General features: G+C 52.9%; 1 protein-coding gene. It reads right to left on the reverse strand.

The annotated features are described in order from the left end of the window. Positions 1–113: 113 nt before the first annotated feature. Positions 114–435: hypothetical protein (locus D3D02_RS20065; protein ID WP_147435816.1), on the reverse strand; the 322-nt coding region annotated here is incomplete at its 5' end.

The following is a 435-nucleotide window of genomic DNA, read 5'->3' on the forward strand; positions in this document are numbered from 1 at the left end:
GACGACTTCCATCGCGTTGAGAGTCCGAAGCTGATGGACGAGATGTACTTCGAACTGGTCTTGGAGAAATATGATTTACTGGATCAGAAGGGGCCCCTACCGTAGCTCCCGAATCACTGTCCGACAACCCCCCAGCATACGAGCTTCGCTTGTACATCACTCTCTCCCATTAGTTTCGTCTGGTATTCAGTAGAGGCTTCGACGTTCTCTTCCAAGAACTCCTCAAGCTGACTGAGGAACCCCCCGGTCGGCCACTCTGGAAAAGAGTCGTACTGCTCGTTCTGGCGAAAGATTTCCCGTAGAATTCGGTCTTCATCCGTGTTCGCCAGCTTTACCTCCTGCAGCCGCGCTTCGATGTCGGTAGCCCATTCTCCTATCGTTTCGAACTCTTCAACAGGAGCCGGCTCATCGCCGTGATTCGGCTGTATGTAGTGA

The sequence above is a fragment of the Halobellus sp. Atlit-38R genome (assembly GCF_003665925.1).
GTDB classification, from domain to species: domain Archaea; phylum Halobacteriota; class Halobacteria; order Halobacteriales; family Haloferacaceae; genus Haloquadratum; species Haloquadratum inordinatus.